25 protein-coding genes and 1 pseudogene are annotated in these 21,703 nt (G+C 45.4%); 3 read left to right on the forward strand and 23 right to left on the reverse strand.

Going from position 1 to position 21,703, the window contains the following annotated elements; genetic code table 11:
- Nucleotides 1–44 precede the first annotated feature (44 nt).
- From HWQ42_RS27620 to HWQ42_RS27630, 3 genes are all read left to right on the forward strand, one after another.
- Complete coding sequence (locus tag HWQ42_RS27620) at nucleotides 45–206, forward strand: glutamate-cysteine ligase family protein (RefSeq protein WP_292817568.1); 162 nt, start codon at nucleotides 45–47, stop codon at nucleotides 204–206.
- Nucleotides 207–470: 264 nt separating this feature from the next.
- Nucleotides 471–866 (forward strand): hypothetical protein, encoded by a 396-nt coding sequence (locus tag HWQ42_RS27625; RefSeq protein WP_292817521.1) that lies wholly within the window; start codon nucleotides 471–473, stop codon nucleotides 864–866.
- 257 nt (nucleotides 867–1,123) lie between these two features.
- Nucleotides 1,124–1,771 (forward strand): PEP-CTERM sorting domain-containing protein, encoded by a 648-nt coding sequence (locus HWQ42_RS27630; RefSeq protein WP_292817523.1) that lies wholly within the window; start codon nucleotides 1,124–1,126, stop codon nucleotides 1,769–1,771.
- 208 nt (nucleotides 1,772–1,979) lie between these two features.
- Here HWQ42_RS27630 and HWQ42_RS27635 read toward each other — a convergent pair whose 3' ends face one another.
- From HWQ42_RS27635 to HWQ42_RS27745, 23 genes and pseudogenes are all read right to left on the reverse strand, one after another.
- Entirely contained in the window at nucleotides 1,980–2,186 is a 207-nt protein-coding gene (locus tag HWQ42_RS27635) for a hypothetical protein (protein WP_292817525.1), read from the reverse strand.
- A gap of 35 nt (nucleotides 2,187–2,221) precedes the next feature.
- The gene (locus HWQ42_RS27640) at nucleotides 2,222–2,926 is read right to left on the reverse strand and encodes an HAD family phosphatase (protein WP_181374341.1); all 705 of its coding nucleotides are present in this window, start codon (nucleotides 2,924–2,926) and stop codon (nucleotides 2,222–2,224) included.
- 16 nt (nucleotides 2,927–2,942) lie between these two features.
- Nucleotides 2,943–4,535, reverse strand: coding sequence for a prenyltransferase/squalene oxidase repeat-containing protein (locus tag HWQ42_RS27645; RefSeq protein ID WP_292817528.1), 1,593 nt, complete (start codon nucleotides 4,533–4,535; stop codon nucleotides 2,943–2,945).
- A gap of 347 nt (nucleotides 4,536–4,882) precedes the next feature.
- On the reverse strand, nucleotides 4,883–6,325 hold the full coding sequence (locus HWQ42_RS27650) for an alpha-L-fucosidase (RefSeq protein ID WP_292817529.1): 1,443 nt from the start codon (nucleotides 6,323–6,325) through the stop codon (nucleotides 4,883–4,885).
- Nucleotides 6,326–6,505: 180 nt separating this feature from the next.
- Nucleotides 6,506–7,639, reverse strand: coding sequence for an FAD-dependent oxidoreductase (locus tag HWQ42_RS27655; RefSeq protein WP_292817531.1), 1,134 nt, complete (start codon nucleotides 7,637–7,639; stop codon nucleotides 6,506–6,508).
- A 142-nt stretch (nucleotides 7,640–7,781) separates the two neighbouring features.
- Entirely contained in the window at nucleotides 7,782–8,147 is a 366-nt protein-coding gene (locus HWQ42_RS27660; RefSeq protein ID WP_292817533.1) for a hypothetical protein, read from the reverse strand.
- Between the two features lie 28 nt (nucleotides 8,148–8,175).
- Nucleotides 8,176–8,403, reverse strand: a complete 228-nt coding sequence (locus tag HWQ42_RS27665) for a hypothetical protein (protein ID WP_292817535.1) — start codon at nucleotides 8,401–8,403, stop codon at nucleotides 8,176–8,178.
- A gap of 145 nt (nucleotides 8,404–8,548) precedes the next feature.
- Nucleotides 8,549–8,803: a dienelactone hydrolase family protein gene (locus HWQ42_RS27670; RefSeq protein WP_292817570.1), complete on the reverse strand. Its 255-nt coding sequence runs from the start codon at nucleotides 8,801–8,803 to the stop codon at nucleotides 8,549–8,551.
- Nucleotides 8,789–8,938, reverse strand: a pseudogene (locus tag HWQ42_RS27675) (MOSC domain-containing protein); the annotation flags it as partial. The gene HWQ42_RS27670 and the pseudogene HWQ42_RS27675, both read right to left, overlap by 15 nt.
- A 151-nt stretch (nucleotides 8,939–9,089) precedes the next feature.
- Nucleotides 9,090–9,476, reverse strand: a complete 387-nt coding sequence (locus HWQ42_RS27680) for a DUF1348 family protein (protein WP_292817537.1) — start codon at nucleotides 9,474–9,476, stop codon at nucleotides 9,090–9,092.
- Nucleotides 9,457–9,594, reverse strand: coding sequence for a DUF1348 family protein (locus HWQ42_RS27685; protein ID WP_292817539.1), 138 nt, complete (start codon nucleotides 9,592–9,594; stop codon nucleotides 9,457–9,459). The genes HWQ42_RS27680 and HWQ42_RS27685 overlap by 20 nt, the downstream gene beginning before the upstream one ends.
- A 525-nt stretch (nucleotides 9,595–10,119) precedes the next feature.
- Nucleotides 10,120–10,515: a DUF6130 family protein gene (locus tag HWQ42_RS27690; protein ID WP_292817541.1), complete on the reverse strand. Its 396-nt coding sequence runs from the start codon at nucleotides 10,513–10,515 to the stop codon at nucleotides 10,120–10,122.
- Between the two features lie 82 nt (nucleotides 10,516–10,597).
- Entirely contained in the window at nucleotides 10,598–11,626 is a 1,029-nt protein-coding gene (locus tag HWQ42_RS27695) for an alpha/beta hydrolase (protein WP_292817543.1), read from the reverse strand.
- 137 nt (nucleotides 11,627–11,763) lie between these two features.
- Nucleotides 11,764–12,759: an alpha/beta hydrolase gene (locus HWQ42_RS27700; RefSeq protein ID WP_292817545.1), complete on the reverse strand. Its 996-nt coding sequence runs from the start codon at nucleotides 12,757–12,759 to the stop codon at nucleotides 11,764–11,766.
- Between the two features lie 136 nt (nucleotides 12,760–12,895).
- A complete protein-coding gene (locus HWQ42_RS27705) occupies nucleotides 12,896–13,783 on the reverse strand; it encodes an alpha/beta hydrolase (RefSeq protein ID WP_292817547.1) in 888 nt (295 codons plus the stop codon).
- 52 nt (nucleotides 13,784–13,835) lie between these two features.
- Complete coding sequence (locus tag HWQ42_RS27710) at nucleotides 13,836–14,705, reverse strand: alpha/beta hydrolase (protein ID WP_292817549.1); 870 nt, start codon at nucleotides 14,703–14,705, stop codon at nucleotides 13,836–13,838.
- A 105-nt stretch (nucleotides 14,706–14,810) separates the two neighbouring features.
- A complete protein-coding gene (locus HWQ42_RS27715) occupies nucleotides 14,811–15,560 on the reverse strand; it encodes an SDR family oxidoreductase (RefSeq protein ID WP_292817551.1) in 750 nt (249 codons plus the stop codon).
- An 85-nt stretch (nucleotides 15,561–15,645) separates the two neighbouring features.
- Nucleotides 15,646–16,077, reverse strand: coding sequence for a cupin domain-containing protein (locus HWQ42_RS27720; RefSeq protein WP_152591763.1), 432 nt, complete (start codon nucleotides 16,075–16,077; stop codon nucleotides 15,646–15,648).
- A gap of 300 nt (nucleotides 16,078–16,377) precedes the next feature.
- A complete protein-coding gene (locus HWQ42_RS27725; RefSeq protein WP_292817554.1) occupies nucleotides 16,378–17,289 on the reverse strand; it encodes an SDR family NAD(P)-dependent oxidoreductase in 912 nt (303 codons plus the stop codon).
- Nucleotides 17,290–17,394: 105 nt separating this feature from the next.
- Nucleotides 17,395–18,969, reverse strand: coding sequence for a GMC family oxidoreductase (locus HWQ42_RS27730; protein WP_292817556.1), 1,575 nt, complete (start codon nucleotides 18,967–18,969; stop codon nucleotides 17,395–17,397).
- 203 nt (nucleotides 18,970–19,172) lie between these two features.
- Nucleotides 19,173–20,726 (reverse strand): GMC family oxidoreductase, encoded by a 1,554-nt coding sequence (locus tag HWQ42_RS27735; RefSeq protein ID WP_292817558.1) that lies wholly within the window; start codon nucleotides 20,724–20,726, stop codon nucleotides 19,173–19,175.
- A gap of 218 nt (nucleotides 20,727–20,944) precedes the next feature.
- A complete protein-coding gene (locus tag HWQ42_RS27740; protein WP_292817560.1) occupies nucleotides 20,945–21,451 on the reverse strand; it encodes a DNA starvation/stationary phase protection protein in 507 nt (168 codons plus the stop codon).
- Nucleotides 21,452–21,506: 55 nt separating this feature from the next.
- Nucleotides 21,507–21,703: alpha/beta hydrolase (locus HWQ42_RS27745; RefSeq protein ID WP_292817562.1), on the reverse strand; the 197-nt coding region annotated here is incomplete at its 5' end.

Here is a 21,703-nt window from a genome sequence, read left to right on the forward strand (position 1 = left end):
TTGTCCATCACTGCGACCGGGAAACAGGTAAGCATCCCCTCTTTATGGTTAGTTCCGAGCTTGTTCGTTTGCGTCGTGAAGTGATTACGGCGGCGGACAAGGATGGGAACCAAATTGCCGCCGCCGGCACACACCCCTTTTCACACTGGGATCAACAGCATCTCACACCCAAAGAACGTTATCAAGATATGAGGTTCGGTTCCTGAAACGGCGAGGTGATGGGTAGGAAGTTGTACTAAAGTTGAAATTTGGATTCCAACTTTAGTTGGAGCCAACATTCCATTTTGAGATGGACTGATTTATCAATCACTCTATTGAGCAAAAGTTTCAACTTTTAGGGGACGACAAGTTAAAGTTAATTGCATATATTTGTAGGGAAAGCCACCAAAGGTTTAATAAAACTTTACATACTTTTATTAAACCTTTGGTACCTAAATCCTCTAGTTAATTAAAAAAGGCGGAATACAATTATGGATGTTTGGAATTTAGGTAAAGGTTTAGGAGTCGTAATCGTTGGTGCAATAGCTTTGTCTGGAAACTCTGCTATTGCCAAAATCAATCAGGATGTAGCTCTAGATAATAATCTGAATGCAGCTACCTTAAACACAGCGATTAAAAAGCACAATACATGTGGAATAGCTTTGTCTGGAAACTCTGCTATTGCCAAAATCAATCAGGATGTAGCTCTAAATAATAATCTGAATGCACCTACCTTAAACACAGCGATTAAAAAGCACAATACATTAGGAGACGATGCACTGAAAATTAATTACAACACCAAACAAACTCAATTTCAAAATAGATATGCTGTAGATAAGAAAAAACCGTTAATAATAGCCTGTATGCCGATATGTTGCTGTGGATAAGCCTTAGCGTTTTTTATTTCATCCGAATAAAAAAGTTGGTTGTGATTTAGGCAGCTTTTTTATTATGTCACCTGTGGGGAAAAATGTCGGTAAATATATCTATGACGACTTCCACCAAAAATATTAGAGACTGCTCTCATGAAAGTGCAAGCAGTAGAAGATGGTTGGAATATCCGTGATTTGGAACGAGTTGCCGCAGTGGCACGCGATCGCACTCACTTGCAGTCACTTGTCAATACAAGGCTATTTAATTAATAATGAAAAGCTTTTTCACCCTCAAGACAGCGCAGATAGCGCTTAGTTTAGCACTCTGTGCGACTTCTATCATTGCTTCTACTAATCTGGCTCAAGCTGCTGATTTAACATTTAACTGGAAGGGTGATGCTGGTTATTCGGCTTCTTTTGAGTTTAGCTACGATCAAATCACTACCCCAGCCATAATTTCCGAAAGTGGTGCGGGAGCCACAAAAACCTTGCAGTCACTCAATGTTTCTTTTTTCAATCCATCACAGGAGTTGATTGGAACTAAAAACGAAGTTGTTAATGGTGTATCAAGCAATCAGTTTTTCGAGTTTAACTTTGACACGACTACAGGCAATTTGTTTGGGGCTTTTGATGTTGGCACAGGTAGTGGCATAGGTGATGTTTTTCTCAGCAATGTTGAGGCTCCGGGTCGTATCTTCATCTCTCCGGGAGCGACCTCTTATCTTTACCAAAATATTACAGCAGACTATAGTCAATTACTCGATTCCAGTCCGAATCAGATTAAAGCATTTGCGGTTCCTGAACCGACAACTGTTTTGGCAACCCTCCTTGAAGGAATGTTGGGTATAGCACTCAGCAGCAACAAAATTGCATTCTTCTCAAGGAAGCCAAAGAAAATCTACAGGACTTACCGCGCTTGAGTGCAAACACAGGGTTAGCGCGTCTCAAACGCTATTGACAAGAGGAGTTGCCTGATCAGCAATCAGGTTGGAAACAAAGTGGCATAATCCGAGCTAGGGTAAGATTTAAAAATTATCTTGAAGAAAATGAGGAAAAACTACGGTTTTCAACGTAGACGAGGTTTATTATCAATAGGCTGGGTGTAATTCTGATTACAAGGCATCGCCCTTACGGGATGTTACCCCCTTGACCATTAATCACATCGCAGGGTGATTTCATACGAAAAAAGAAAAATACATAAGCCTTGATTTCTTGTTTTGTAGCATGGCTTTTTACCCCACTTCCATTCCTCTCTCCGTTTCGGGGAGAGGCTTTGAAACCCAGTTTTAGTTTTTCTTTGTTTGTATGAAACCACCCTGCTTGACCATTAATCACATCGTTGGATTGATCAAAACCGACGATGTTATTGTTTAAGTCAAAAATGGGTTTCCTAACTCCATGATATGTTTGACAATATTATTCCGGTTGGTAACAAGCCAATCTTTCTCTTGTGCGATCAACATTAATGATGGATGAGGTTCAAACACTACAGGTTTTCCAACGATCTCAAGGAGCGCCGTATCAGTTATTGAATCACCTATGGCGAGGGATTCCTCCAGATTTACACTCCAATCCTTAACCATCTGTAGAAAAATAGAATACTTCTTGCCGAGAGATCCTGACAAGAGATTTACTTTTCCAGTGTACTTACCTTGGTGAGTGGCGAAAATTGAGCCTTGGTATTTTGAAATCCCAAACTCCTCAGCTAGGCAACACACGATTTCATCCGGACTACCTGAAATTAATACAAGGGAATATCCCTGGCTGTTGAGAATGTCGATGAGTTTCGGAACGAAAGGGAATAGTTTGGTTCGTTCTTGCTGCCATACTTGCCTAGCAATACGCTGCATTACAGTTTGTGATATCCCTGCAATCGCCTCTGCAAAGAGATTATAAGCGGTAGTTGCCATGATCTGGAAGTCAATTTCATTCAGGCGATATTTTTCAACTACTTTAAAAATATCCTCGATCTTTGATTTGTCACTAATACCATTTGCTGTCAATGCTTGTAGTAACTGAAGCCCTAAAGCACCGGGGTAGAGAGTTCCGTCAATATCTAAGGCAGCAACTTTCATATCGTTCCTTTGCATATTATTCCCTGATAACGGCAGCAGTGTACTTGAGAGCCAGTAGTGCGAAGATGCTAGTGAGAATAGGCACATCATAAGGTATGGGTCGGGGAGCTACTTGATCTGGTATAGAGAAGAACTTACCTTCTTCATCCTGCTGTAGCATCAGGTAATGTGTACCTCGCCTTAATGTTTCGGCATCACCAAGGCTGCTTAGGGCAATTAGGGTATATGAGGTACTGATAACATCGCTTGTGTCACCTAATTGATGACCCCAACCGCCATCGCTGTTTTGAGATTTACGCAGGTAGTCTAATGCTTTCGCTTCTGCTGTATAAATACTTTCTAAAAGCTGCACTGACCGAACAACTTTACAGGTACGCATTGCTAACACTGAACGAAAAATCGCCTGTGCTTCGCTCAGACTCCAGCTCCTTTCAAAAGAACCGTCGAACTTTTGTTGGCTAGTGATGTAGCGCAGTCCTAACTCGAAGACGTTTGTATACTCAGTACAGCGAGGAGCCAACGCGTTAAGAGCTGCTGCTGTCATGGTAATTTCAGAGGAATTACCGCGCACAAAGGTAGGAAATCCACCATCTTCATTCTGAATAGCGAGAAGGTACGCCTCCCCTTTTGAAATGTATTCTTTGTATTTGTCAACCTCAAGTGCCTGTAAAAACTCTACACAGAAAGAAGTATCATCTACGTCAGTCTGACTTGTACCCTCTGCATATGACCATCCCCCATCTGATTGCTGTTGTCTCACTATGTACTCAGCCATTTGTAATAGAGTCTCAATGTCAGCTCCACTATCTGTTAACGCTACTCCAGCAGTTGCTGTACAGAAAATCTCAAAACTAGCAATAAAAGGGAAACCGCCATCTGAGTTTTGACAACTTAGCAAATTGTTAATTCCCTTCAACACTACATGATGGTGTTCTGGAAACTTCTGAAGTGCCAATAAGATGATAATATTGGCTAAAACGTGTTTTTCCCAAATCGAGTTATTGTTCTGCGTTGCCAGTAGAAATTCTACGTCATCAGGGTTTATCCACTTTCGGTAGTTTAAACCAAAAGCGTATAGAACTTTGAGAGCGCATATTTCAGCTGCAACCCAACTTTGATAACCTTGATAAAAGAAGTGTTCTATCTGATACTGGTTGTCATACGGCATTACCCCTAGTTCTGCTAGGATTGCACGGAACAGCACGCGCTTACGGCTTGCTGTAAAATGCTGAAAGCCTGTCATATAATCTTCAACAACTTGTGCATCTTCAGGTGTACTTTTACGCAATGCTCCAATAATTAGAGGCTTGTAGAACTTGTTATTATGCTCTTTATCAAGTTGAGTAGTTAAGTAGTGAGTGAGTTGATACTGACAATTTGGATATATTTCTTGGATAGTAAGCAAGTGGAGCATCAATGAGGATTCAAGTATACGGCTCTTGCAAACATCTCTAACAGATCCGTCTGTTTTCACTTGGTTTTTTAGATAGCGTGTAAGTTTCTTCTGGCAGTCTATAACTTGACCACGCAGTTCTGGCTCACCCAGTATTAAAGGTTGCAAAACAGAAGAGCTGACTATAGGATTAGAGAATTTTTTAAAAGTTTCCATAGATTTGTCAATAGGTTAGGTGTAATTCTGATCACAAGGCATCGCTCTTACGGGGTGAAAAATTCAAGCGATCGCGCTGTTCTTCTTCTGTCAACTCTGGAACTTCAACAGCCGTAACCGTAATTGTTGCTGAACCTGGGTCTTCTTACTGAGAAATATTCTTGTTTGCAGAGCTAGCTGCTGAAGTTGAATCGGTAGATGCGGCAGAGGTGGCTTTCTTACGTAGGTGTTTTAGACATCATTCCACCCCTTTCTCGATCAGCATTTGTAGAACATCTTCTATTAAAAAAGAAGCTATAAGCCTTGTTTCTTCTTTAATCAAAGATGTTTCTAACTTCTGAATCAGATTATAGAGGCATACAGCTGATCTCTAATGTGTAAGCTGGTGATTTTTTGACTAAAGACTTGTGCGGTAGTGTTATGGATAAATTCTGACTGTACTGCTGCCACTTCAGTTTACCTCCAACACCTAGCATCGTAATATTTGCTTTTTTCGGCAAAATTATTCCTGGAATAGTAACCTTCCCAAACGTTGGCTCATCAAGCAATATTGCATATAATTTTCCTTTATTAGTGGTGTAGCGCACTCGAATACGTTCTGGAGTTAAATCTTCTGCTCGTATCCAATAGCGTGAGCCAAAGATTGCTTTACCATTCACATCTAGCCATTTACCCAAGCCTTCTAATCTTTCAAGCTGTACTTTGGATATTGAACCATCAGCTTTTGGCCCAATGTTCAGCAATAAATTACCGTTTTTACTAACAATATCTACAAATAAGTCAACTAGTTCATCTACCGAAATCATGTTCAAATCAGTATCATTTTGGTTATAGCCGAATGAGTAACCTAAACCCCTTGTACTTTCCCATTTATGAGGTTCTATTTGTGTGAGTTGGCTATACTCAGGTGTGGAAAAGTCAAAGTGCAACCCTAACTGACCACCTAAATCAAAACGGTCATTCACCACACCATCAGGTACGCGATTGTAAAAGTAGGACATAATTTCATTGGCTTGCCCAATAGGGTACCCAAGATCATTCCATAATATAGATGGCTGATAGCGGTCAATCAATTCGCGCCAATGAGCATTCGCATAATCTGCATAGGCTTTTTCCTGAATAATTGCTCCCACTAGCGTATTGAAGTCTGTGATTGTTGTATCTTTGAAAGACCAATCAAGACCACCAGAATAATACACACCCATCCGCATACCTTCTTTGCGAACAGCTTGTGTTAGTTCGCCTACAATATCGCGTGTTGCTACTCGCCCTGGCTGGTTTCTAGTTTTACTAGGCCACAACAAAAAGCCATCATGATGCTTCGTTGTTAGTACAACGTACCGCGCACCCACTTTAGAGAATAATTTTGCCCATTCCGAGGGGTTCCAATTTGTTATAGCTGCATTAAATCTGGGAATAAAGTCATCATAGGTGAAGCCTTCACCATAGGTTGTACGATGGTAGTTATAGGTAGAGCTGCCATCAAGTTTCATGGAGTTGTAATACCATTCCGAGTAAGGGTTGTTCTCAAACCAATATTCCCAACCACGCTCTGCAACAACTTTGTTCAGTTCCCCAGTTAGTGGTGCATAGCCAGGTACAGAATATACCCCCCAATGGATGAAAATTCCGAGTTTCGCATCCTTGAACCAGTCTGGAACTTCATGCTTCGATAGTGATTCAGTTGTTGGCTCATAAGTTCTTTGTGCAAAGGCAACAGAAGTGAACAAGTTCAAAAATACTGTTAGAGATAATGTAGCAAACAGCAAACGTACTAAAAACTTAATCATTACAAGGTTCCTTATTGACAGGGTTCTCAAACTTTAGAACGAACGTATACTTAGCCATTTTTAGTCACTTTTTTTTCAACAAGCACTGGATGTTAAGTTTAAATCTATCAAACAGTGAAACTAAAGCTATTTACTTCCTGAGTAGTCTCTACTGATATTTAACTCATGTATTGCCTTGTTCTACTTGATGGCAAAGGTATTGTTCAGGATATTCAAACCCACATGAGCCAGTTCTGGATCTATGAACAAACAGGATGGTACTAAGCGATCGCCTGTACTGCGATCGCCCCCATCAATTAAATTAGCTTTGATAATACGATAATCGTCGAGCGATATATGCGTGTATTGCGGGCCGCCATTGATATCGCCTAACGCCCAAATTCCGGGTACATTTGTCTCTAAGCGATCGTTGACTTGAATAAACCCGCGTGTATCGGTTGCCACACCAGCAGCAGCTAAATTTAAGCTCTCGATATTGGGCGCACGACCAACGGCGACGAGTAAATGCGAACCCTGGAGGCTGAGGGAGCGATCGCCAACTTGGATTTGCAGGATGGTTTCATTACCAGTGCGATCAACTCTTAATACCTTCGCCTTTAATAAGAATTCAATACCATCTTTTTCTAACAGTGCTTGAACAGCGATCGCTATATCTGGATCTTGCTGTGACAGGATTTGTTCGCTTTGCCCAATGACAGTAACACCAGAGCCAAAGCGCCGAAACATCTGGGCAAACTCTAAACCAATATAGCCACTACCGAGAACGATTAGGTGTTCAGGTAGGTGTTCTAGCTCCATAATCGACTCACTCGTTAAAAACTCAACTTCTGTGAGTCCGGGAATGGATGGAATTAACGGTCGTGTGCCTGTATTAATAAATAATCGTTCGGCGGTAAGTAAGCGATTGTTTCGCTCAGTCGTCGTTACTGCGATCGTTTTGGGAGCAACAAATCTTGCTTCGCCAATGATCAAGTTGTTATCGAGAGCCGTTTCTAGATTGTGCAAGTTCATTTCACGCATCCCTTGCACAACCGTTCGTTTTCGTTGGATTACCTCTGCTAAATTAACGATGGGTGTATTGGCTTTAACCCCATAAGCGGCACTGTTTCGCACTGTGTTTGCTACATTGGCACTCGCCACCATCGTTTTAGTAGGAATGCAGGCAATATTAATGCACCCGCCACCAATCATGTTTAAGCTGCGTTCAACTAGAGCGGTTTTACGTCCGTCAGAAACCAGCGCTGGTGCAAGTGTTTTACCCGCTTTGCCGTTGCCGATAATAATGTCGTCATAGTGTTGAGTGTCCACTTCCATATCTTTTGAGTTTGATCGGGTGAATAAGATTCCTAGAAGGTGTTATGAATTTCAGAAAAAACTGGCTGACTAAGAGGGTTTTAGCGATAACGTATTTGCCCTAGCTGGGTTGACAAAAAGTGCTAACACCCGTGCTTAGGATTCAACTTTTTCTACAAGCTTGCTTCATCAAGATCCGATTGTTTTTATACACCTCTAAAGTTCCAGACTGCGGGTTATCCAACGTGCCATCCCACACCCAATATTCATAAATTCCACTCCGAAACTTATAGACTCGAACACCTTCTGTCGCTTTGCTAGTTCCTTTGCCCAAACTTAAATTACCGTTAGGACTGGTCGCGCGATAAAGTAGTTCACCGGAATTATAATTCTGCCAAATATTGATGTTGTACCGACCCTGGCATTTTGTACTCAGGATGAGGTCAGCAGTAGAATCAGCAGAAGCTCTTAAGGAAAAATTAGCTAAGATACTGATTGACAGAGCCAAGAGTAACGCGGATGTTTTCATAAGTTTTGTAAAATTGGTGAGTTTGACATTACTGCATTGCTGCTACAACTTCATCTGTAGAAAGAACTACATTAGCTATATACCCAAAATTGATCAGTGCTGCTTTGTAGCCGTCGCCCAATTTCGGATGCCGAGGAGCTGCTGTTGCATCCTTAACACTCTCACCCACCAAATCCCAGGAAACCCCTTTTTCGCTCAAGACATCGTTTTGCGGATCGATGACGACTACTGCGGTGTCATTCTTGTTGATGTTCATGGTTTTTTCCTTGATTGTTGATTTTCACCGTTCTCTTTCTTAAAAACCATCTGCGATATGCAGCGTTTTCCCAGTGATTCAGAATCAGAATATCTTGGTTGCTAGGGCGATCGCAGTGGGTGAATTATCGGTCAGTAGCCCTATTTCAGACTTTGACACCACTGCCTAAATGCTGTTTCAAAAACGCCAACGTGCGATCGTGCGCTAATTCTGCGGCTTCTTGGCGATAAGCGGAACTACCCACGCGATTAAACCCATGACTCACTCCTTCATAGCGATAGATTGTTACCAGGGGGTTGTCTTTCATTCCTTGCTGAATGGACGCTTGAGCAGTTGGTGAAACAAACTCGTCATTTTCACCCAGATGTAATATCAGCGGTTTCTGAATCTTTGTGACCATCAGTTTTACAGTGCCGATATGGAAGCGATCGCCAATGTTCACTTCGTCTTCTCTGAGTCCAGTGGTCGTAAAATTTTCACCAAAGATGCCTAGAGGCAGTTCTATATCAGGCAATTCACCTCGCCAGTAATCGTAATGCTCTTTGCTTGAAGGATGGCTGCAAAGCGATCAATGGTTGCGGGCACTGAATACTGGCTGATCTGGTTGATAATGCCGTTGTTTGCATTCATAGCAGTGGACTGATTGCAGGATAAAAACTAGGTAATATTGTCGTTGCTTTGGCTTCTCAAAGATTGAGGTCAGACAATCCGGGATGATCGTCAGGACGACGACCTAGTATCCAGTAATATTTGCGTTCGCGTAGCGTCTCCTTTGGAGAATCGCTCTCCTGAATTGGCAGGTCGTTGATGCTGGCTATACGCCATCGCATGAATCCATGTTCGTCAAACTCCCAATTTTCATTGCCGTAAGAACGGAACCAGTTGCCGGAATCATCATGCCATTCGTAAGCAAATCGGACAGCAATTCGGTTGTCTTGAAAAGCCCAAAGCTCTTTGATTAGACGGTAGTCTAATTCTTTAAGCCACTTACGGGTCAAAAACTGAACAATCGCCTCACGACCAGATAAAAATTCTGAGCGGTTGCGCCAAACGCTATCCGATGTGTAATGCAAGTGCTATTAGTTCAGGGTTACGTGTGTTCCAAGCATCCTCTCCGATTCTGACTTTTTGGATGGCGGATTCATTATCAAAAGGCGGCAGGGGTAGTCGAGGATTTTCGGCGTTGGTCATAGGGAGTGTAAAATGGCGAGCGCCTCAGCATGATTGAATTAAAATTACAGCATAGTTCAATTTGGTAAAGACACAAACTAAGTCCCAAAGCCAGGTATAAACCCTGTTTTACTTTTGGATTCTGAATTCGGCTGTAAGTGCGTGGCGGCTGAATTACCTCAAAAGTAGTTAGATGCCCCCATTACAACTGCGATTTTTTCGTCTAGTAGTTCGCCAAGTGAACTTGGCGGGGTAAGGGGGAAGGGGGAAAGGGTTTAAATCGAATGGCACGCTTGAAAAGCTGAAAACTCCTTGCTGGCAGGGTGTAAGAGGTGTAGGAGGATGGGGAGGCAATGCAGCATTTGTTGATATGCAGTTATTCAATTTCTCCCCACACTTCCCCCACTCCCCACACTCAAAAAGCAAGTTATATCAGGGCTTTGCGATTAACTTAGTGCCATTCGGTTTAAATCTCTTACCCTTTCCCCTTTCCCCTTTCCCCAGTCCTCACAAGCGCATTTTTGGGTTGGCAGACTACTAGTTTTTTCATGATGATTTCTTAGGATCGGGCAGGGTGAACTTCACAGTTTCGCTGGTGATTACTTTGTGTATGGGGTCAGCTAGTTCGATCAGCACCTTGTGTACGCCAGGTTCTAGTCCGACTAGGATGATCGTTTCCCCACTGGAATCTACAAAATGCCACGGCAAATCGTCAACGGTGATGTGGATATGACCGATGCGCGGCGATACTTCGAGGGCACTTTTGCTGAACACTGGCAACACGCGCAAATTCTCCGTCCGGTACTGGATGAAGACACGTCCCTGTGCCAGTGGTTTGGGAAGCGGTGGATCGACAATCAGCTTGGGTGGTGCTTCGTTTTCAATCGCAATCAACGGTGATGATCCAATAATGTCCCTAGCGCTCGGTGTGTGGCTGTTCATAGCAGGTAATTACCTGAGAGTAGTTTGTATTACGATCCATTTAAAGGTGAAACGGCGCAGAGTCATCGTTCCAGAGAAGCCGTTAACGTTTCTTTGATGCGAGTTCCCAGACCGCAGTTGCGAATGCTTTAGGATCTTCCTGGGGCAGGTTATGACCGACGTTTGGAATGACCCGATGCTGACGTTTGCCACTAAACTTTGCTGCCGTCGATTTCCCATCGGTTGCTGGCACAACACCATCTGCGTCCCCATCCAGCGTGATCGTCGGCACCATAATGGTCGGTTGCGCGGCGAGTCGCTGCTCAAGTTCCTCATACATGGGATAGCCGGCAGCAAGTCCAAGGCGATGGCGGTAGGAATGAATGACGACCTCCACATAATCGGGGTTGTCGAAGGCGCTGGCGTGTTGATCGAGCGTTGCCTCGTCAAAGTGCCAGTTCGGCGAATTGCGAGTCCAGAGAATCCTTGCAATCTCACGTCTGTTAGCCGTCAATCCGGCGCGTCCGCGCTCGGTCTGGAAATAGTATTGGTACCAGATACCAGATTCGATCGCTGGTGAAAGTGGCAGCCCTGCCTTGGCAATATCCTGGATCAGGTAGCTATTGACGGACACCAGACCTGTGCATCGTTCAGGCCAAAGAGCCGCAACAACACAAGCAGCTCGTCCACCCCAGTCATAGCCAGCAAGCACAGCACGGTTCAGATGCAATGCATCCATCAAGGCGATCGCATCAACACCGATGGCGGCTTGCTGCCCAGAGCGTGGTGTGGCACTGTCGAGAAAACGGGTTGATCCATGTCCCCGCAGGTAGGGAACAATCACTCGACATCCGCGTGCAGCAAGCATTGGTGCAACGTCAATGTAGCTATCGATGGAATACGGGAACCCATGCAGCAGCAACACCGGAGATCCATGGCTCGGCCCTGCTTCGTAGTAACCGATGTCGAGGACACCCGCTTTGATCTGATTGATGGGAGTAAACCTCAATTCAGATCGTTTGGGCTTGTCGAAGCTTGCGTGTGCAGTACCCATGAGTGCCATTTCTGTGAAAATGCTTGCTGCCGCCGTTCCCAAAAAGCGGCGGCGGTTGTGTTTAATTCCTTTGAGCATAGGTTAACTCTTTGGATTGATTAATGAGGCGATTGCACAAAGCACAGTCGCTTTACCCTTTTCCCCTACGCTAACTCGGTAAGCAGCAAAGCGATGGAAGAGCGTCTTTTCCTTTCCCCAAAAACATCGATCGCATCCTATTGCAGATGTTTCTTCAATTGGGCAGCAGCTTGAACAAACAGAGAGCGGACTTGTGGCAGCTCGGCTAAACCATTGAGCAGTCCAAAGTCATGAATCATGCCGTTGTACTGCACCGTTGTCACCTCTACCCCAGCTTCATCGAGCTTGCGTCCGTAGGCTGTGCCTTCGTCATGCAAGATATCGCTCTCTGCAACCACAATTAATGCTGGAGGCAAGCCTTTGAGTTGCTCAACCGTCGCTTGTAAGGGAGATGCGTAAATGTCTTTGCGCTTTTCTGGGTCAGCGATGTACATATCATACATCCACTTCATTGCTGGTACAGTCAGAAAACGCTGATCGCCAAATTGGTGATAAGAATTCGTTTCAAAATCAGCATCTACAATGGGCCACATCAGGATTTGCAGCTTGATGTGTGGCCCTCCTTTTTCTTTCGCTTTCAAAGCAGTGACAGTTGTCATGTTGCCGCCGACACTGTTGCCAACGACTGCCAAATTCTTGCCATCCACCCCAATCTCCTCACCATGCTCGGCAACCCATTTGGTCGCAGCATAAATCTCATTGATCGCTTGTGGGTACTGAGCATCTGGCGTGCGAGTGTAGTTGACAAAGACACCTGCAAACCCTGAAAGCACAACCAGATCGCGAACCATGCGCTTGTGTGTTGGGTAATCACCCAGCACCCAACCACCACCATGAATAAAGATGAAAACAGGCAATGTGCCTTTGACGCCTTCAGGTCGTACAATATTGAGGGTAATTGAATAACCATCAGCAGTAATCGTCTTTTGGGACTCTTCAATGCCTGAAAGGTCTACTGGAACAGAAGCCTGTGCATCTACAAGAACTTGACGTGCAACGAGCGCTGTGAGTTTCTCCAGCGCCACACCTCCTGAATTCAGCACTTTCAAAAATTCCTTCGTTCCTTTGGAAAGACGTGGATCATCGGCAACTTCCAGAATTTTTACTGCTTGCGAGTTTGTTTGAGCAACCATGACATTCTCCTTTAATAACTTGTAGACAATCTGTTGAGATGGCACTGTTAAGTTAATTGATTTAACACTGTTGCTTGATCAGTAGTAATTGTAGTAATGACAATCACTTTTTATTGACATCGTTTAAAAGCCAAAACTATTTGATACTAGTGGTTAGCTTGGTGTTCTCTACAACGTGAGTCGTCAGAAAACGGTGAATATGGTCAGTGATCGCGTCCCCATCTTCTTCCAGAGCAAAGTGTCCTGTATCAAACAAATGAAACTCCAGGTTTTTTAAGTCGCGTTTGTAGGCATAAGCTCCCTCGACTAAAAAGCCCTGGTCATTTTTGCCCCATACAATTAGCGTGGGTGGTTGATATTGGCGCAAGTAAGCTTGCCATTGTGGATATAACCGCACATTGGACTGGTAGTCGTATTTTAATGCCAATTGAATATCTATATTGCCAGGGCGATCAAGGAGTGCCTGATCCAGAGTCCAGGTATCGGGACTGATGTTTTCTAGATTCCTAACTCCAGTAGTATAATACCATTTCGTGCCCTTGCTTGCCAGAGCCTGTCGCACGCGATCGCCATTTTCGGGTGTCTTATTCTGCCAAAAAGCGCGCATAGGCTCCCAGAAATCACCGAGTCCCTCCTCGTAGGCATTGCCATTTTGCACAATCAGCGTCTCAATCTGCTCAGGATGCTGCGTTGCCAGGCGATAGCCAATGGGAGCGCCATAATCCATCAGGTAAAGACTATAGCGGTTTAATCCGATCGCAGCGATAAAGCCTGCCATTACTTCGGTAAGATGATCGAAGGTGTAATCAAACTCGTCCACCGTGGGCATGGAACTATAGCCAAAACCTGGATAATCAGGGGCAACAAGATGGAAGCGATCGGCTAAGGCAGATATCAAGTTGCGAAACATGTGAGAGGAGGTTGGAAAGCCGTGCAACAGCAGAACTGTCGGATTACTGCGGGAACCAGCTTCTCGGTAAAAGATATCTAAACCATTGATCGAAACTGTGTGAAATGTGGTCATGCCATTACTCCTTAGACATTTTGAGCGATCGCCCAGCAACTTTTGCACTCAATTAGACAGAGACGGGTTGCAGTCGTGAGGCGAGAAATTGAGCAATATGGTCTGCGATCGCTTCCCCATCTTCTTCCAGGGCAAAATGTCCGGTATCGAGTAGATGGAACTCAACGTCTTTCAAGTCGCGCTTGTAGGGATGAGCGCCTTCTGGGGGGAAGATGTAGTCATTCTTACCCCAAACAATCAGGGTTGGTGGCTGATATTTGCGAAAATACTCCTGCCATTGCGGATATAATGGTGGATTAGTGCCATAGCTATACAGCAGCGCCAGTTGAATCTCATCGTTTCCTGGGCGATCGAGGAAATGTTGATCGATAGTCCAGGTATCGGGGCTGATCGCTTCTAGATTGCGAACACCGTTGGTATATTGCCACTTCGTCGCTTCCAGGGTGACAAGATATTTGAGCTTTTCAGCATTCTCAGGCGATCGCTCTTGCCAGTATGCCTTAATTGGTTCCCAAAATTCGCGCAGACCTTCTTCGTAAGCATTGCCATTTTGAACAATCAGAGATTGCATGCGCTCTGGATATTTAGCGGCAATCCGATAGCCTATCGGTGCGCCATAATCCATCACATAAAGACTGTACTTTTTGAGAGCGATCGCAGCAATGAATTTTTCCACGATCTCAGCCAAATTATCAAACGTGTAATCAAACTCATTTACTGTAGGCATCGAACTGTTGCCGTAGCCAGGATAATCAGGTGCAACGAGATGGAATTTATCAGCCAGGGCAGGTATGAGATTGCGAAACATGTGAGAGGAAGTTGGAAAGCCGTGCAATAGCAAAATCGTCGGATTATCACGGGAACCCGCTTCACGGTAGAAGATATCTAAACCATCGATAGAAACTGTGCGATATGTCGTCATGGGATTACTCCTTGTAAGTGATAAAAGTGACATGATGGCGTTTTACGACAGGTCGATCTATCTGCTCCTGAAAGTAGTCCCGCCAGCTTTAACTTCTTTTGGACTTCAAATCTGTGCCATACCACCATCAACAAACAACTCAATGCCGTTCACAAAGCTGCTGTCATCTGAAGCCAGAAAAACAACCGCTTTGGCAATCTCATCGGGTGTGCCGACTCGTCCCAGTGGGATGGCGCTGGCTTGGCTATCTACAAATTCTTGCAACTGCTGGTCATTCAATCCCAGATGATCGTAACCAGGAGTCGGAACCACGCCAGGGCTAATGGCATTTACTCGGATCTTGCGTTCTCTGAGGTCGAGTATCCAATTCCGAGCAAACGATCTCACGGCGGCTTTGGTGGCGCTGTAAACACTGAAAGCTGGCGTACCTTTTATAGAAGTAATCGAAGCATTCAGGATAATAGAAGCGCCCTCTGGTAACAGTGGCAGCGCCTTTTGTACGGTGAACAGCAAACCTTTGACATTTACGTTGAATATTTTGTCAAAGTGTTCCTCAGTGATTGCTCCAAGTGGGGCAATTTGTCCACCGCCAGCATTAGCGAAGATGATATCGAGGTGTCCAAGCTCAAGCTTAATGGTGGCAAACAGACAATCGAGGTCTGCCAGATTAGAAACATCGCTCTGCACAGCCGTAACATTTTTACCAATGGCTTCTACAGCAGCATCCAGTTCGACTTGGCGACGACCCGTGATGTAGACATAGGCACCTTCGGCAACAAACTGTTTGGCAGTGGCAAGACCGATACCACTGTTACCACCCGTGACAAGGGCGATTTTTCCTTCTAGTTTTCTCATTATGCTAATCCTTTGATTGTTGGGTTTAAAGTGGTCAGTTACTAATGGAAAGTGGAGTCAGAAGGAAGAATAGTCAGCTTAATCTCTAAGGGATATCTCCGGGCGCACCCAGGGTTTCGTCGCCAATTTCGCTAGAGACGCGCATGAATAATGCCAAGTCAGTTTCCTCATTCTCGTTTAGCGTCCCTGTTGCTTCTATTAGTTGAGCAAAGGCACTAGGCGCAGCAACAACTAATCCGCGAGCTGGTTTATCGCTAAGTGCGGCGACTACATGGATGGTGTTAGGCGGAATGAAGAAGCTTTCACCAACGCCTAGCACAACCTTGTTTTCACCTGCCCAGACAGTAAACTCTCCTTCCAGCACATAAAGTTGTTCGGAATAACGTGTATGGCGATGGGGTGGAGTCTGTGTACCAGGAGTGAAATAGCCCTCAATCAGGTCGTATTTACCGTCAGTCGTGGTGTGATCGGCGAGGATAGTGAGGCGAGAACCAAGAAGCCAGAATGATTTTGTCATGAAATAGATGCTTCTAATGAATGAATTGTGTTACGAATGCTCAAGTTTGCGGTTCAGATAAGGCAGGCGTTCATGCCGTTTTTAGATAGACAAGTGTGACAAATTTTTAACATTAAGCTTGTTGAGAAGACTTTGCGAGGTACGCTCCGCTTTAATTAAATCTGCTGCTTTTTCGCCAATCATGATAGTGGGTACGTTCGTATTTCCCGTGGTGCTCGTGGGCATGATGGACGAAAGGCTGGCAGGTTTACGATCGGCAATTCGTTCATCAATAGCGTGAAGCTCACTGTTACTGCCAGGTCAAGCGAGCAGGCGCAACGATTCATTCCAGAGCCGATCGGCATTGTCTGGGTTCAGGGCGTAGGGGGCAACTCCGCTCATATAGCCGTTCCCGTTGGTGACGAGAGTAGCTTCATTGCAGTCCTCGAAATAGCGTCCGCCAACGCCCTTTAGTAGCCCAGAGGTTGCCAACAGAACGGAAGTTGCCGCACCCTGCGCTATTGTCTTCTGCTGCTCAGGTGGGGTTCTAAGACCACCCGTATGACGCTGGAGGTTGGTTGCGATCGCCCCAGGCATCAGGGCATTAGCGGTAATGCCATCCTTGAACCAGCGTGCAGTAGCACCCACAGCAAAGAGGATGCTTGCAGTTTTGGACTGTCCATACGCCAACCACGGATCATAAGGACGGAACATGAAGTGAATATCATCGAACACAATGGGCGACATCAGGTGCGCGCTAGAACTAACCAACACGATACGGGCGGCACCCTCTGCTGCGAGAGCGTCGTGTAGTCCGAGTGCTAGGGCAAAGGGTCCGAGATAGTTAGTGGCAAATTGCATCTCCCAGTCTTCGGGTGTGCGCTGTTCGGGCAGTGCCATTACCCCTGCATTATTAACGAGGATGTGCAGAGGCTCACGCCAGGCAGCAATGAACTTGGCAATTGAGTTGCGATCGCTTAAATCAAGCAAAGCAACATGAATATTCCGGTTCCCAGTAGTAGCCATAATGTCAGCCGCGACTTGCGCTCCAGCATCGGTATTACGCACAGCTAGTGTGACGATCGCTCCAGTTTGAGCCAGTGCCCGCGCCGTTTCTACGCCGATGCCCGATGCCGCTCCCGTAACGATCGCCCGCTTGCCGGAAAGATCAACTCCTTCTACGACCTCGGCGGCGGTGGAATGTCGTCCGAATGGTGTTGTAATCAGTGCCATTGTGTATTCCTTTACAGAGGTCGAGTGTTCTGTTTGCCTAACATCGACCGATAAACACTCAACAGGTATGATAATCTGAGATTCATCAAAGACGATCGCCCGTTTCTAAATAGATGAATACGCCGGATTTTGGACGTTAGATTTGCTGAAAACCGTTCGTGCTGTGCGACCTGCTTTAATTAAATCTGCTGCTTTCTCACCAATCATAATGGTGGGTGCGTTCGTATTTCCGGTCGTGATGGTGGGCATAATGGAGGCATCTACAACCCGTAACCCTTCAATTCCATGTACTCGTAGTTCAGGATCGACCACTGCCATTGAGTCAATGCCCATTTTGCAAGTGCCAACGGGATGCCACACTGTGTTGCAATAGTTGCGGATATAAGCAACGAGTGCTTCATCGCTCTGAACGTCAGCACCCGGAGCAATTTCTGCCCCCCGAAACTCATCAAAATGACTCATGTGAAACAATTGGCGTGCTAGTTTAATTGCAGCGACTAACTTTTGCACATCGGCTTCACTTTGCAGATAGTTCATCCGAATCATGGGGGTGTCTTGCGGATCAGATGAGCGCAAACTCACACTGCCACGATTTTGCAGACGGGTCAAAGAGACAACATCCGTGAACCCAAAAGCAGCAGCAGGATAGCCAAGCGGCAAGAACTGGACAGGAGTGAAGAAAAACTGTAAATCAGGTGCAATCTCTGAGTTGCCTTCACTATGTAAGTACAGTCCAACTTCTCCGATACTACTCGTGCTAGCAAAGTGTAGATCCTGAATTGACTGATAGACCACAGGAACCAGAATGTGATCTTGCAGATTTTGACCCACTCCCTGCAAATCTAATACAACAGAAATCCCCAATGCCTGTAACTGTGAGGCATTGCCAATCCCGGATAGCATTAGAAGCTTAGGCGAATCGAATGCACCTGCACTTAAAATCACTTCTTTATTGACTCTAATTTGGTGCAGCATTCCCTCATGCAGATATTCTACGCCAACCGCGCGAGTGCCCTCCAACAATAATCGAGTTACCAACACCCCAGTTGTAAGGGTCAAATTAGAACGCTGGAGAATGGGCAGAAGGAAAGCAGCTGCAGCACTGTGCCGTTTACCATCCTTGATGGTGTGTTGTAAGAGTCCTGCTCCTGACTGCTGCTTGGCGTTGAAATCAGGATTGTAGTCATAGCCTGCTGCAACACACGCCTCTACAAATCGATGAGAAATCGGAGCAGGCGCAATCAGATCGCTTACGCTCAACTCTCCATCTACACTGTGATAGGCATCAACACCGCGCTGCTGGTGTTCGGATTTATTGAAATAGGGCAAGACATCCTCGTAACTCCAACTGGGATTTCCTAATTCCTGCCAATGGTCGTAATCGTGATGGCTGCCTCGAATATAGATCATGAAGTTAATCGAACTGCTACCCCCTACGACTTTGCCACGGGAACAAAGGATCTTGCGGTTGTTCAGATACGGTTCTGGTTCGGAGAAATAGCCCCAGTCCACTTCAGTGCCAATTAGATTGACGCATTCTGCTGGGATTTGGATTTCCGGTTTCGTCGCTGGATTGCCCGCTTCGAGCAACAGTACAGTGATTTCTGGGTCTTCTGTGAGACGATTGGCGACTACGCAGCCTGCTGACCCTGCACCAATTACAATGTAGTCATATTGCATCACGAAACTCTCCTTTGCTGTCTGCAACGATGAAACTAGGGATGGACAGAAGTAGCCCTACTTTCCTGTGTAGAAATAGTCCGGCTTGATCTTGCTCTTCAGACGTTCACGTATCTTGATAGAGAAACAGAGTACGGCACTGAGGGGGCGATGATGAATTGCAATATGGACAATCAGACCGTTCGGGTTCTTGGTGAGGATTGTTACGCCAGATAAGAGCTGACCGCCGAACGCTTGCGCCTCTTTGCTTTAATTAAATCTGCTGCTTTCTCACCAATCATGATGGTCGGTGCGTTCGTATTTCCCGTGGTGATTGCCGGCATGATGGAGGCATCAACAACTCGCAATCCCTCAACCCCATGTACCCGCAACTTAGGGTCTACCACTGCCATTGGGTCAATACCCATTTTGCAAGTGCCAACCGGATGCCATACAGTACTGCAAGTGTCCCGAATGTAAGCTTCGAGTGCTGCATCACTCTGCTTGTCAGCACCCGGAGCGATTTCATTACCGCGAAACTCATCCAAAGCACTTGCACCGAACAAATTACGGAGTAATTTAATCCCGACAACTAACTTTTGCACATCAGTTTCACTTTGGAGAAAGTTCATTTGAATCATCGGTGTGTCTTTGGGGTCGGGGGAACGCAAACTGACACTACCAATGTTTTGAGGATGAGTTAAACAGACGAAACTTGTAAATCCTAAACCAGAGTGGGCATAACCAGGCGGTGCCAACACAACTGGGCCGAAGAGAAACTGTAAATCTGGCGCGGCATCCAGATTACCCGGAGTATGCAAAAACAAGCCAGCTTCAGCGACACTACTGCTGCTTGCCGTGTGTAAATCCTGAGTTGCCTCGTGTGCCACGGACACAACAGGGTGGTCTTGGAGGTTTTGACCGACACCCGGCAAATCAGCCACTACCGGAATTCCCAAAGTTTGCAGGTGTTCTGCATCACCAATACCGGAAAGCATGAGCAATTTGGGCGAATCGAATACGCCAGCACTTAAAATCACTTCGGAGTTTACCCTAACCTGGTGCAGCATGTCCTCGTGCAGGTATTCTACCCCAATAGTGCGGGTACCCTCAAACAACAAGCGAGTTACCAACGCTCCTGTGGTTACAGTCAAATTGGGACGCTGGAAAATGGGTAACAAGAAGGCAGCGGCGGCGCTGTGGCGTTTACCATCCTTGATTGTCAACTGATAAAGTCCTGCTCCTGACTGCTGCATTCCATTGGGATCGGGATTGTGGTCATATCCTAGTTCCACTGCTGCGTCTACAAAACGTTGGGATACCACAGCAGGCGCAATCAGATCGGTGACACTCAACTCTCCATCGACCCCGTGAAATTCAGACGCGCCTCGTGAGAAGTGTTCTGATTTCTTGAAGTAGGGCAAAACATCAAAGTACGACCAACCGGGATTGCCCAATGACTGCCAGTGGTCATAATCGTGAGAATTACCCCGCAGATAAATCATGATATTAATCGAACTGCTGCCGCCCAGGACTTTGCCACGGGGACAAAAGATTTTACGGTTATTCAGGTAGGGTTCTGATTGGGAGAAATATGCCCAGTCCACCTCAGAACCTAGTAGACTGAGACATTGCGCTGGGATGTGAATTTCTGGTTTCGTATCGGGATTACCCGCTTCAAGTAGTAACACAGTTGCGTCGCTGTCTTCTGTAAGACGGTTGGCGACAACGCATCCTGCCGAACCTGCACCAATTACAATGTAGTCATAATTAGCCATAAAATTCTCTTCCTCTGTTATCTACAATGGATAAATGGAGTCAAGAATGAACTGATTAAAGAGCGATCGCTGAAATACTGTTAGTTATTCATTTACAACGCCCGATCTGCTGAATTTAACTGCGTACCAATGGTGTATCCACCAAATGTTCTGCCAGAAACCAAACTTGCGTCTCATTCGTTCGCAGGACTTGGCTCACTAACAAATCGTTAGTGCCACTATCTTGATTTGCTGCTGTTTATATCGATTGCTACTCTCAATTCCTCAACAATCAATTCGTGGGCTTCTAGTAACCGCGACAACATCACAGGTACTTCCTCAACACCATTGGGCGGACGGTTAATCTTAGTGACTTCTGCTACATGACGCGGGTCAGCGATCGCCACGCCTCCGAGTGTTTGTACCCGTTCACCTAGTGCATCAATTAACTCAATTTGTTCGCTGGCGTGTTTGTCGAGCAACAGATGCAGTTGATAAAACGTATGTCCCCGCATCAACCAGTGATGTTTCTTGTAAAGGTGATAGAGAATGATCGTATCTGCCAAAATTTGATTGACTAAAACACAGCTTTCGCTGCGGGCACTGGGGTTGAGAACAATTGGCAAATAACGAAGAGTACCATACTGCTGAATTTCATATCCATGTTGATGCAGTAAGGGTTGACTGCCATCGACTTCAGTGATACTTGTATTTTGAGTCGGCACAATCGCATCTCCTAGAGTCATAATTAGGTCTGTTCTATTTGTATGTACCGAGAAACTGCTTCTCTTAAAATTGCGATTACTTCACAGCAGTGCTGGCTGCTTCAATCACTTTGGTAACTTCTTTTGGATGAGAGATAAAAGGAACATGGCTGGAGTTAACTTCGGTTGTCTTAGCATTAATCCGTTTAGCCATAAATCGTTGAAGTTCAGGGTTGATAGCGCGATCACTTTGAGTCACGATAAACCAGGAAGGAATCGTTTTCCAGGCGATTT

Source organism: Nostoc sp. JL23, from assembly GCF_017115065.1.
GTDB classification, from domain to species: domain Bacteria; phylum Cyanobacteriota; class Cyanobacteriia; order Cyanobacteriales; family Nostocaceae; genus Nostoc; species Nostoc punctiforme_A.

What these genes read in the sequence shown, in the direction of transcription:
- HWQ42_RS27620 (WP_292817568.1), top strand. Translation starts at nt 45, where the DNA reads ATGGTTAGTTCCGAGCTTGTTCGTTTGCGTCGTGAAGTGATTACGGCG.
- HWQ42_RS27625 (WP_292817521.1), top strand. Translation starts at nt 471, where the DNA reads ATGGATGTTTGGAATTTAGGTAAAGGTTTAGGAGTCGTAATCGTTGGT.
- HWQ42_RS27630 (WP_292817523.1), top strand. Translation starts at nt 1,124, where the DNA reads ATGAAAAGCTTTTTCACCCTCAAGACAGCGCAGATAGCGCTTAGTTTA.
- HWQ42_RS27640 (WP_181374341.1), bottom strand. Translation starts at nt 2,926, where the DNA reads ATGAAAGTTGCTGCCTTAGATATTGACGGAACTCTCTACCCCGGTGCT.
- HWQ42_RS27645 (WP_292817528.1), bottom strand. Translation starts at nt 4,535, where the DNA reads ATGGAAACTTTTAAAAAATTCTCTAATCCTATAGTCAGCTCTTCTGTT.
- HWQ42_RS27650 (WP_292817529.1), bottom strand. Translation starts at nt 6,325, where the DNA reads ATGATTAAGTTTTTAGTACGTTTGCTGTTTGCTACATTATCTCTAACA.
- HWQ42_RS27655 (WP_292817531.1), bottom strand. Translation starts at nt 7,639, where the DNA reads ATGGAAGTGGACACTCAACACTATGACGACATTATTATCGGCAACGGC.
- HWQ42_RS27660 (WP_292817533.1), bottom strand. Translation starts at nt 8,147, where the DNA reads ATGAAAACATCCGCGTTACTCTTGGCTCTGTCAATCAGTATCTTAGCT.
- HWQ42_RS27665 (WP_292817535.1), bottom strand. Translation starts at nt 8,403, where the DNA reads ATGAACATCAACAAGAATGACACCGCAGTAGTCGTCATCGATCCGCAA.
- HWQ42_RS27670 (WP_292817570.1), bottom strand. Translation starts at nt 8,803, where the DNA reads ATGGTCACAAAGATTCAGAAACCGCTGATATTACATCTGGGTGAAAAT.
- HWQ42_RS27685 (WP_292817539.1), bottom strand. Translation starts at nt 9,594, where the DNA reads ATGACCAACGCCGAAAATCCTCGACTACCCCTGCCGCCTTTTGATAAT.
- HWQ42_RS27690 (WP_292817541.1), bottom strand. Translation starts at nt 10,515, where the DNA reads ATGAACAGCCACACACCGAGCGCTAGGGACATTATTGGATCATCACCG.
- HWQ42_RS27695 (WP_292817543.1), bottom strand. Translation starts at nt 11,626, where the DNA reads ATGCTCAAAGGAATTAAACACAACCGCCGCCGCTTTTTGGGAACGGCG.
- HWQ42_RS27700 (WP_292817545.1), bottom strand. Translation starts at nt 12,759, where the DNA reads ATGGTTGCTCAAACAAACTCGCAAGCAGTAAAAATTCTGGAAGTTGCC.
- HWQ42_RS27705 (WP_292817547.1), bottom strand. Translation starts at nt 13,783, where the DNA reads ATGACCACATTTCACACAGTTTCGATCAATGGTTTAGATATCTTTTAC.
- HWQ42_RS27710 (WP_292817549.1), bottom strand. Translation starts at nt 14,705, where the DNA reads ATGACGACATATCGCACAGTTTCTATCGATGGTTTAGATATCTTCTAC.
- HWQ42_RS27715 (WP_292817551.1), bottom strand. Translation starts at nt 15,560, where the DNA reads ATGAGAAAACTAGAAGGAAAAATCGCCCTTGTCACGGGTGGTAACAGT.
- HWQ42_RS27720 (WP_152591763.1), bottom strand. Translation starts at nt 16,077, where the DNA reads ATGACAAAATCATTCTGGCTTCTTGGTTCTCGCCTCACTATCCTCGCC.
- HWQ42_RS27725 (WP_292817554.1), bottom strand. Translation starts at nt 17,289, where the DNA reads ATGGCACTGATTACAACACCATTCGGACGACATTCCACCGCCGCCGAG.
- HWQ42_RS27730 (WP_292817556.1), bottom strand. Translation starts at nt 18,969, where the DNA reads ATGCAATATGACTACATTGTAATTGGTGCAGGGTCAGCAGGCTGCGTA.
- HWQ42_RS27735 (WP_292817558.1), bottom strand. Translation starts at nt 20,726, where the DNA reads ATGGCTAATTATGACTACATTGTAATTGGTGCAGGTTCGGCAGGATGC.
- HWQ42_RS27740 (WP_292817560.1), bottom strand. Translation starts at nt 21,451, where the DNA reads ATGACTCTAGGAGATGCGATTGTGCCGACTCAAAATACAAGTATCACT.